At 70.3% G+C, this 10033-nt stretch carries 6 protein-coding genes and 1 pseudogene; 2 read left to right on the plus strand and 5 right to left on the minus strand.

What is annotated here, in order from left to right; translation table 11 throughout:
- Positions 1 to 10: 10 nt before the first annotated feature.
- Together A5694_RS25055 and gjpA are read right to left on the minus strand one after the other, a co-directional pair.
- Complete coding sequence (locus A5694_RS25055; RefSeq protein ID WP_064921406.1) at positions 11 to 2785, minus strand: PGRS repeat-containing protein; 2775 nt, start codon at positions 2783 to 2785, stop codon at positions 11 to 13.
- Between the two features lie 84 nt (positions 2786 to 2869).
- The gene (gene gjpA / locus A5694_RS08590) at positions 2870 to 4066 is read right to left on the minus strand and encodes an outer membrane porin GjpA (RefSeq protein ID WP_064921407.1); all 1197 of its coding nucleotides are present in this window, start codon (positions 4064 to 4066) and stop codon (positions 2870 to 2872) included.
- Positions 4067 to 4345: 279 nt separating this feature from the next.
- On the opposite strand from gjpA, the gene A5694_RS08595 reads away from it, so the two are divergent.
- Together A5694_RS08595 and A5694_RS08600 are read left to right on the plus strand one after the other, a co-directional pair.
- Positions 4346 to 5389 carry an LLM class F420-dependent oxidoreductase gene (locus A5694_RS08595; protein WP_064921408.1) on the plus strand — a complete coding sequence of 348 codons (1044 nt, stop codon included), beginning with the start codon at positions 4346 to 4348 and terminating at the stop codon, positions 5387 to 5389.
- A gap of 78 nt (positions 5390 to 5467) precedes the next feature.
- A complete protein-coding gene (locus A5694_RS08600) occupies positions 5468 to 7291 on the plus strand; it encodes a fatty acyl-AMP ligase (protein WP_064921409.1) in 1824 nt (607 codons plus the stop codon).
- Positions 7292 to 7774: 483 nt separating this feature from the next.
- Here the strand turns inward: A5694_RS08600 and A5694_RS08605 are convergent, their stop codons facing one another.
- From A5694_RS08605 to A5694_RS08615, 3 genes and pseudogenes are all read right to left on the minus strand, one after another.
- A complete protein-coding gene (locus tag A5694_RS08605) occupies positions 7775 to 9085 on the minus strand; it encodes a hypothetical protein (protein WP_064921410.1) in 1311 nt (436 codons plus the stop codon).
- A gap of 1 nt (position 9086) precedes the next feature.
- Complete coding sequence (locus A5694_RS08610) at positions 9087 to 9389, minus strand: type VII secretion target (protein WP_064921411.1); 303 nt, start codon at positions 9387 to 9389, stop codon at positions 9087 to 9089.
- 141 nt (positions 9390 to 9530) lie between these two features.
- Positions 9531 to 10033 (minus strand): annotated as a pseudogene (locus A5694_RS08615) (phosphoglucosamine mutase); the annotation flags it as partial.

The raw sequence follows: 10033 nt of genomic DNA on the forward strand, positions 1-10033 counted from the left end.
GAATGATCGGCTACGTGCCGGGCTTGCCGGCCGCACCGTCGCTGCCGGCGGTACCGGCGCTGCCGTCCTGACCCGGCGTGCCGGTGCCGGTAGCGGCACCACCCGGTCCAGCGGCACCCGCCGCTCCGCCGTTGCCACCGTCACCGGCCGCCCCACCGGTGCCGTTGCCGGCGCCGCCGGTGCCGTGGGCGCCACCGTTGCCGCCGGTCCCGCCGTTGCCACCGTTGCCGCCATTGCCGCCGTTGTAGCCGTTGCCGGTGTCGGGGTTGGTGCCACCGGCACCACCGGCCCCACCAGCACCGCCGTCACCGCCGGTGCCACCGGCTCCACCGTTGCCACCGGTCCCGGAGGTCGAAGCACCGCCGACGCCGCCGTTACCGCCGGTGCCACCGGTGTTGCCGTTGCCGCCGTTGCCACCGGCCGAGGGAGATTGGCTGGGAAGCGCCGGGATGCCGCTGGTACCCGCAGCGCCTTGGTCGGCGGTAGCACCGGCTCCACCGGCCCCACCGTCACCACCGTTGCCGGCCACCGCGGTGCCACCGGCACCACCGTTGCCGCCGTTGCCCGCGATGACACCGCCGCCGCCGGCGCCACCCGCGCCGCCGGTGCCGCCGTCGACCGAGCCGGTGGCGTTACCGCCGCCGCCGCCAGTACCTCCGTTGCCACCGGCGCCACCGCCATAGGCATGGCCGCCGGCACCGCCGGCACCGCCGGTGCCCGCGTGGCTGTCCCCGAAGCCAGCGGGTCCGCCGGCCGGGGTGGCCACACCGCCGCTGTTACCGCCGGTGCCGCCGTTGCCGCCGGCACCGCCGTCACTGTGGGTGGACAGCCCCGAGAAGCCGTCACCGCCCATGCCGCCTTGGCCACCGTCTCCGCCGGACGCGGTCCCGTTACCGCCGTTGCCGCCGTTACCGCCGGTTCCACTGGCCCCGCCGCTGCTGGAGCCGCCCTGTCCGCCGGCCCCGCCTTGGCCGCCGATGCTGACCACGCCCGCCCCGGTCGCGCCGTCGGCGCCGGCGCCGCCCTGGCCGCCGGTGCCGCCGGTGCCGGCGCTGCCGCTACTACCGCCGCCACCGCCCTGGCCGCCGTAGCCACCGGCACTCCAGGTGGTGGTGCCGTCGTTCCAGCCCAGGCCCTTGCCTCCCGCGGCGCCATTGCCGCCGGCGCCGCCATCCCCGGTGGTGCTGTAGCCACCGGTACCGCCGCCGCCGCCGTTACCGCCGCGCAGGGTGCCGTCGCCGCCGGCCGCGCCGTTGCCACCGGCGCCGCTGGTGCCACTGTTGCTGTTACCGCCCTGGCCGCCGTAACCGCCCTGGCCACCGGTGGTCGCGACCGTAGCGTCATCGGTGGCGCCGTTACCGCCCAGGCCACCGTTGCCGCCGGCACCGCCGGTGCCGCTGTCGCTGTCGCCGCCCTGGCCGCCGCTGCCGCCCTGTCCTCCCCAGCCCAGGGTGCCTAGGCCGCCCTTGCCGCCATCGCCGCCGGCGCCGCCGGGGTTGGCCCCGAGCGAACTACCGCCATGGCCGCCGTAGCCACCGCTGCCGCCGGTGCTGTACGGCGAAGTGGGGTCGGACTTGTTGAGGCCGTTGCCGTCGCCGCCGTTACCGCCCGTGCCGCCGTTGCCGCCGTGCTCACCGCTACCGCCGGCGCCGCCGGTGCCGCCGCCGCCGCCCTGCCCGAGGTAATCGCCGGTGACCGAGTCGATGGCTGCGCCGCCGCCGTTACCGCCGTTCCCGCCGTTCGCGCCGTCACCGGCCGCCCCGGCGCTGCCGTAGAACGAGCCGGCGTAGTAGTCCGAGCCGCGGGCGCCGCCGGCGCCACCGCTACCGCCCTGACCACCGGTGCCGCCGCTCATACCGTCGGTGGCTCCAGTGATGCCGTTGCCGCCGTTGCCGGCTGTGCCGCCGGCGCCGCCCTTGCCGCCGTCGCCGAACATGAAGCCGCTGCGGCCGCCGGCGCCACCGTTACCGCCGGCCCCGCCCGCCATGCCAACACCGCTGCCGCCGTTGGCGAGGGTTCCCGCCGCGCCGTCCATTCCGGCGCCGCCGACGCCACCGGCGCCACCGTTGCCGAAGAACCAGGCCGCAGCTGCGCCGCCGTTACCGCCGGCGCCGCCGGCACCACCGTCAGCGGTCGCGGCACCACCGGCGCCGCCGTTACCACCGTTGCCCATCCACCAGCCGCCGGCACCGCCGTCACCACCGGCCGCACCGGCGCCGCCGGCGCCGCCGTCACCACCGTTGCCCAGGAAGCCGAGCGCGTCGCCGCCGTTACCGCCGGCCACACCGGCCTCGTCGCTGCTCCATCCGGCGCCACCATCTCCGAACCACAGCCCGCCGTCGCCGCCGTCGGGCGAGTCCTCGGTGCCGGCAACACCGTTACCGATCAGGTACATGCCCGACCAGTCGTTGATCATGCCGTCGATCTGCTGGCCGAACGGGCTGGTGATCCAGAGCTGGGTCATGGTGTGCAGCGGCTCATAGAACCACTGGTCCATGATTCCGGTCCATGAGAACGGGTCACCGGCCGCGCTGCCCGCGCCGCCGAAGAGCGCGTCGAAGTCCCAGGTGGCGGCGCCGGTGTCGGTCGACGTCCACGAGCTGAACAGATCGCCGAAGATGTCGCCGAGGTCGAAATCGGCGTCGGCGTGCGCGGCGGGTGCCCCGGCTAACGGCGCCATCCCGAAAGCCAGGAACGCGCCCACCGTGCTGGTGGCGCCGATCACCCGCTTGCGGTACCGCGCTCCGGTGTTATCAGGCTGGTTGGTGCTGTGACGACGACTCATTTGCGAACACCTCTCCTGTGAAGCGGTTCAAAAAAGCAGTGTTGAAGGTTGTCAGGGGACTGTCGGAATAGCGGGCGAGCCGGCTCAGATGTCGACGCCGAAGAACGCGTTGAGGACGTCACCAAGGTCCATGCCGGCGAGCGGACTGGCCACAGCGTCGCCCGCGTCCGGAGTTGCGCCCCCGTCGTCGAACAAGCCGTCCGGGATGGTCGGGAAGTCGATCCCGGGCCACGGCGGGTCGACGTGGACCGGGCCCTTGCCGTCCCAGCCGGAGCCCAGCAGCGCCCCGACGGTCTGTCCCCACGCCTCCATGGCCGCGATCGGGCCGACGGCATGGCCGCTGATTGCCAGGGGAATCCCCGGCAGGATGCCGGTCGTCAGGGTGATGCCGAGGCTGTTGAACATCGATCCGCCGACCGCCGGGACGTCGACCGTCGTGCCGTCAACGTCCACCTGGTACGGGCCCACCGCGACGTCACCCGGGGTCAGCATGCCGCCCAAGGCGAACTCGAGGTGAGTGATGTTGGTGCCCTCCGGCAGCAGGCCCAGGCTGTTGATCATCGGGATGAGGCTGTCCAGGTTGAGGGTGGCGCCGTTGAGGTAGCCGTCCATCCAGCTGGCCATGATCTGGTTGAAGCTGTCGCCATCTTGGATGCTGTTCATCATCGCGACCCACGGGGCGAGCGACGGTCCCAGCGAGCCGATGATGATGGCGCTCAGCGGCGAGGCCATGAAGTTCACGATCGGGGTCGCGATGTCGGACATGTCGGCCGGCAGGAACTGCGGCAGCAACGCGAAGAGCGCATCGTGACCAAGGGCGAAGGTGTTCAGATCCGACCCGCTGAGGGTATGCACCCCCACCGTCCCGAGGGTCCCGCTCAAGTCGCCCAACCCGAAAGTCCCGTCGGCGTTCTGCAGGGTGTAGCCGGTCAGCACCGCGTCCAGGTTGCTCTGCATCTGCTGCATCACGTCCGGGATCTTGGACGGGTCATCGAGGATCGACTGCCAGAACTGGGTCTGGTTGGCCAGGAACTGCTGGAAGCCCACGCCGGGGGCCAGCAAGAAGTTCTGGGTCAAGATCGTGGCGTTCTCCGAGGCCTTGTTGAACACCTCCGTCCATGGCGCCATCAGGTCGGGCAGACCGCCCGCGGTGAGGGCGACATCTCGGATGGTGGGAACGCTGGCCACAGGTGCCGCTACCGGCGTGGCAGCGATCAGGCCGGAGCCGACGATCGCGATGCCGGCGGTGACGTAGGGGCGAAGGGTTTGCTGCACAGCCATCTCCTTTTGTGAGGTGCCGCCCTCGGCGAGCGTCTCAAGGGGCCGGACGCCGCCGTGTTGCTCCTGAATTCACACTTATTAACTGATGTGAAATAGGACACTATCCGTGAGGAAGCTAAGACACAAGCATCTTCGTCAAATATTTGTCCCGGTTTTTCGGAAGATGATCGCCCTCGGGCTGCGATACCCATCGTTAACCTATGCGCTTGCTAAGAATCCGGTGGAACGCTGTGCACTTTCTGCCACGCGGTAGCCGGCCGACACTGGTATTTGTCAGAGATGCGAATCGGTGTACAGCTGTCCTATTCAGGTGGATTCAAAGAGGCGGCGGAGCAGGTCATCGAGCTGGAGCGGGCCGGAATCGACGTGGTCGCTGTAGCCGAGGCGTATTCGTTCGACGCGGTCAGTCAGCTGGGCTACCTGGCAGCCAAGACGTCGCGCGTGGAACTCGTCTCGGGGGTGCTGCCGATCTACACCCGAACGCCCGCGCTGCTGGCGATGACGGCCGCGGGCCTGGATTTCGTCTCCGACGGCCGGTTCCGGCTGGGCATCGGGACCTCCGGGCCGCAGGTGGTGGAGGGTTTCCACGGCGTGCCGTTCGACGCCCCGCTGGAGCGCACCCGTGAGGTGGTGCAGATCTGCCGGGCGGTGTGGCGCCGGGAACGGGTGAGCCATGACGGCAAGCACTATCAGCTGCCGCTGCCGGCGGGCCGCGGCACCGGGTTAGGCAAGCCGTTGCAGCTGATCAACCACCCGGTGCGCGAGCGGATTCCGATCTCCATTGCTGCACTGGGCCCGAAGAACGTCGAACTGACCGCGGAGATCGCCGACGGCTGGCAGCCGGTGTTCTATTACCCGGAGCGCGCCGCCGAGGTGTGGGGTGACGCACTGAAAGCCGGTGCAGCCAAACGGGATCCGGAGCTGGGCCCGCTCGACATCATGGTGGGCGCCTCGCTGGCGATCGGCGACGATGTCGACGACCGGCTGGCGTGGGCGAAACCGCAATTGGCGCTTTACATCGGCGGCATGGGCGCCAAGGGCCGCAACTTCTACCACAATCTGGCCACCCGATACGGCTTCGGCGAAGTGGCCGACCGTATCCAGGAGCTGTATCTGTCCGGGCGCAAGACCGAGGCGATCAACGCCGTACCCGACGAATTGGTGCGGCACACGTCGTTGATCGGGTCACGCGGATTCGTCGCCGAGCGCGTCGCCGCGCTCGCCGAGGCGGGCGTCACAACGCTGCTGGCCGGTCCGCTGGCCCACGAGCCGGGTGAGGCGCTGCGCTTTGTGGAGGAGCTGCGCGCGTTGGCGCCGGCCTGACCCCAGTCGCCGCCGCCGGATGCGGGCCGAGGGTGGGCCGGGTGTGTCCCACGACACCCCGCGGGCCAAGATAGGGCCATGGATTTCACGCCCACGGTGACGACGCCCATCGCAGAAACCCTTGTTGAGCTGCTGCAACGCCAAGCCGAGCGGTTCAACGACAAGGTGGCGTTCAGCTTCTCCTACAACGGCGACGACGAAGGCCGCAGTGAGCTGACGTTCCGCGAACTGGACCGCCGGGCCCGCGCGATTGCGGCGAACCTGCAGCGCCACGACGTTGTCGGAGAGCGGGTGCTGGTGCTGGTGCGCCCGGGGCTGGACTTCATCGCCGGGTTCTTCGGCTGCCTCTACGCCGGTGCGGTCGCGGTGCCGGTACACCAGAAGCTGGCGCCGCGCCTGGCGGTGGTCGTCCCGGACGCGCAGGCCCGCTTCGCGCTCACCGCCGGTGAGACCCAGCAGGCCACCCGCAGCGCAGTCGCCGGGATCCCCGGCGAACCGGAGCACTGGTTCTTCACCGACGCCGGCGCCGATCCCGACACCTGGGTCGCCCCCGACATCGACATCAACTCCCCGGCCGCCATCCAGTACACCTCGGGCTCGACCCGTTCACCCAAAGGTGTGCTGCTCAGCCACGGCAACGTGCTGCACAACGTCGACGCCATCCGTCAGGCGTGGAACGGCGATGAGAACGCCAAGGGTGTCTTCTGGCTGCCGCCGCACCATGACCTGGGCCTGATCGGCGGGATCCTGTCGATGCTCTACATCGGGGCCAGCACGGCGCTGATGTCGCCGACCGCGTTCATCAAACGTCCGATGCGCTGGCTGGAACTGGTGTCGGCGCATCGCGGCGTGATCACCGCCGCGCCCAACTTCGCCTACGACCGGTGCGTGGAAACCAGTACGCCCGAAGAGCGTGCGGCCCTTGACCTTTCCTGCTTGACCGTCGCCATGAACGGAGCCGAGGCGGTGCGCGCCACGTCGCTGGCGGCCTTCGCCGATGCCTTCGCGCCGGCGGGTTTCCAGATCTCGTCGTGCTACCCGGTGTACGGGCTGGCGGAGGCCACCCTGCAGGTGTCGGCGGGCTGCCCCACCGGGATGCCGGGGGTGCGCTACGTCGATCGGGTCGCGCTGGCCGAGGACCGCATTGTCGACATCGCAGCGGACGATCCGGCTGCCGCGACGTTCGTGGGTTGCGGTCAGCCGCGCGAATCCGACGTGGCGATCGTTGATCCGGTGACTCACCAGCCCTGCGGACCCGACGAGGTCGGCGAGATCTGGGTCGCCGGGCCCAACGTCGCGCTCGGCTACTGGAATAGGCCCGAGGAGACCGCGGCGACGTTCGGAGCGCGGCTGGCCGCGCCGGGCGACCCGAACCGGGGACCGTTCCTGCGCACCGGCGACTACGGGTTCTTGTGTGGCGGTGAGCTTTTCACCACCGGGCGCTGCAAGGACCTGATCGTCATCGATGGGCACCGCTACTACCCCAACGACATCGAGTTCACCGTCCAGCAGTGCGACCCGGTGCTGGTGTCCGGCCGGGGCGCGGCGTTCGCCACCGACGCGCCGCCCGGCGGCGTCGAGCAGTTGGTCGTCGTGCACGAAGTCGACAGTGCGCGGGCCGGCGAGACCGACCTGGACGACGTCATCGACAGGATCCGGACCGCAGTCGCCACCCACCACGGAATCGCGGCCGACGCCGTGGTTCTGGTGCACCACGTATCGATGCCCACCACCTCGAGCGGCAAGATTCAGCGTGGCCAGACCCGCCAGCAGTTCATCGACGGTGGTCTCGCGGTGGTCGCCGAATGGCGCACGTCGGCCGATGAGATGTCGCTGGAGCAGCTGGAGGCGGCGGCCAAAATCGTTTCGGCGCTGCAGACTTGGGGCACCCGCCAGGGGTGAGGTTCAGCCGGGGTTCAGCGGGTTGATCCAACGCAGGCCGGGGAATCGCTGAAAATCGGGGTCGGCGGAGGCGAGTTCAACGCCGTGTTCCATCGTGAGAGCTGCAGGTTGTGCACCGGCCACCAAGTTGCCGGTGACGTCGCTGGATTGTGTTTGCTGTCCTCATCGACGGCGTACACGCATCGACGATCATCGGTCGTCGTCGGACAGGTCAAGCACGTCGCCGATGTTGGTGACGTCAACCTTCAAGCCGATCCGCGCTGTGCGATGCAGGTACCGTGCCACGGGGCACTGGTCTGCGCCGCCATGCCGCGGCGCGCAAGCAGGTTCAGCGCCTCACTGACACCGAGTCCGTTTCGCCGGAGCCGTTCGACCTCGGCGGCGGCATCGCTATTGATCACCACAGTCGTCCTCCCAGCCAGCATCATGCGCCTTGCGCATCATGATGCGCGTAGTTCGGCATGGACATGCCTGCCGGCTCATTCACTGTCCCACCTGCGGTAACTCTTCCGCAGCGATCTCACATGGGGTCTTGGGCGAGGTGTCCGGAACTGGCGGCGCGAGAGCCGGTTCCGTCTCGTCGGATTCGGCTTGCGGTACGGGATCTTCGACCGCCGGGCCCGACTCCGGTTCGGTTACCGCCGCTGTCTCGTCAGCCAGTTCGGCCTCCTGGGGTTCCGCGGTGTCGTCGGCGGCCTCGGCTTCCGGATCCGGGTCGTCCTCGGATTCGTTCGGCTCCACGCCGGCGTCAGGGTGATCGTCTTCCCAGCCGTCGTCATCGAACGGCTCGCCGAATGGCTGCCCGGAGCCGGGATCAGCCAGGGCGTCGGCCAAACGGGGAATCAGCCCACCGAGGCCGCCCAACCCACCGAGACCACCGCCCGGCAACCCGCCCGAGGGCAAACCCAGATCGCCGGGAAGCCCGAGGCCGGCCGGCAAACCCGGATCGACAGGCGGGTCGTCGAATGCTGCGGCGGGTTCCGGTACGGCGGCGCTCGGCCGCTCCCCCGGCGCCGCCGGTATGTCCGCCGGTGCCAGGTCTGCCGCGACGGGGGCCAGGGCTGCCGGAACGACCGGCGCCGGGTCGTCGAGTGGTGCAGCCGCCCCGAGGTCACCCGGAAGCGCGAAAGCCGTCCCCGGCCTCGGGTCGGCCGCGGCCACCGCGGCACGGTAGGCGGCCTCGGCCGCATCCCGCGCCGGCGACACGGCCGAGGCCCACGCGGCCCGAACGTCGTTGTCCACGTAGGGCATCACCTGTTTCTCGATGACCTCGGCGGCGTGCTTGTCGGCGGCACCGGAGCTCACCGCATGCGCGGCGGCCAGCCATGCCGGACGCTGGGCACCGACCTGCTGATCGACCGCCAGCACCGCCGCCACCTTGGCGTCGACCAGCCGCCACAGCTCGTCACGCAGCACCGCGCACCCGGTGGCGGCTGCCCGCAAGCGGGCGGTCAGTTGCGCACCGGCCTCGCAGTGTCGGCGCAGGAACTCCGCGGCGGCCTCGGCACCCGGACCGCGCCACGCCGCAGCCAGATCGACCAGTTGTGCACGCTGGCGGCGCAACGCATCCTCGGCCGCCGCCGCCAGCGCATCCAGCGCCGCACAATCGCCGTCGAGCGCCCGCAGATCCAGGCCGGCGTCACTGTCGTAGCGATCGGCGAGCTGCCCGTCGTAGCCGGCGAGATCGGGATACCGGTAGCCCAGCCGGCTACACGCCGAGACGTAGGCCTGGGTGTGCGCCACTGCTTCTCGGCCCTCGCCGAGCCGCCCGGCCACGTCGTACTGCTGGGCCACCTCAGCCGACCCGGTCCGCGGCGTAGGACTCGGCGTGCCCGTAGCGCAGCACTGTGGCCCGTAGCGCCGCGGTGATCTCGGTTGTGGCCCGCGACCAGCGCGTCAGCTCCGGCGCCCAGCTATCCAGCGTCCGCCGCAGCACCTCCCCCGCCGCAACATGGTCACGCCCGGCAACACCGCCGTCAAATGCCAAGCTGCCCAACCGGGTTCGAATCGCGGTGTCGATATCGATCGCGGTGGCGTCGAAGGAGTCGGCCACCGAGCGCACTGCGGCGGGATCAAGATCGAGCTGTTGTCGTCCCATATGGGTATGACGGTGCGGGCGCTGCAACGGTTCCCGGCAATTCCACACGCCGCCGGTGCTAGCGCCGACGCGACCGTTTCCGAGAAGATCGCCAGCCAGCCACTCGGAAACGCACGTGGCGGACGGGACGCCGGAGCAAGCTCAGCGAGCGCGCACCGTCTCGGCGACACCGAGCGCGATCCGGTGCGCGGTTTCCTCGTCGGCGGCTTCCACCATGACCCGGACGAGCTGCTCGGTTCCCGAGGGGCGCAACAGGATTCGTCCGGTGTCGCCGAGTTCTTCCTCGGCACGCCGCACCGCGGTGCGCACCGCCAGGCGGCCCACCGCCTCGGCCTTGTCGGTGACCTCGACGTTGATCAGCACCTGCGGCAGCGTGCGCATCGCCGAGGCCAGACCGGCCAGCGGCGTGCCGGTCTGCGCCATCCGCGCCATCAGACGCAACCCGGTGATGATGCCGTCGCCGGTGGTGGCCAGGCCGGGCAGCACGATGTGACCGGACTGCTCACCGCCGAGGGTGAAGCCGCCAGCCCGCAGCTGCTCGAGCACGTAGCGGTCGCCGACGTCGGTGGTGCGCACCTCGATGCCCGCTTCGCGCATCGCCAGATGCAGCCCGAGATTGCTCATCACGGTTGCTACCAGGGTGT

Source organism: Mycolicibacter sinensis (assembly GCF_001667945.1).
GTDB classification, from domain to species: Bacteria; Actinomycetota; Actinomycetes; order Mycobacteriales; family Mycobacteriaceae; genus Mycobacterium; species Mycobacterium sinense_B.

Coding starts and splice junctions, on each gene's coding strand:
- gjpA (WP_064921407.1), bottom strand. CDS start 4,066: ATGGCTGTGCAGCAAACCCTTCGCCCCTACGTCACCGCCGGCATCGCG.
- A5694_RS08610 (WP_064921411.1), bottom strand. CDS start 9,389: ATGGGACGACAACAGCTCGATCTTGATCCCGCCGCAGTGCGCTCGGTG.
- A5694_RS08595 (WP_064921408.1), top strand. CDS start 4,346: ATGCGAATCGGTGTACAGCTGTCCTATTCAGGTGGATTCAAAGAGGCG.
- A5694_RS25055 (WP_064921406.1), bottom strand. CDS start 2,785: ATGAGTCGTCGTCACAGCACCAACCAGCCTGATAACACCGGAGCGCGG.
- A5694_RS08600 (WP_064921409.1), top strand. CDS start 5,468: ATGGATTTCACGCCCACGGTGACGACGCCCATCGCAGAAACCCTTGTT.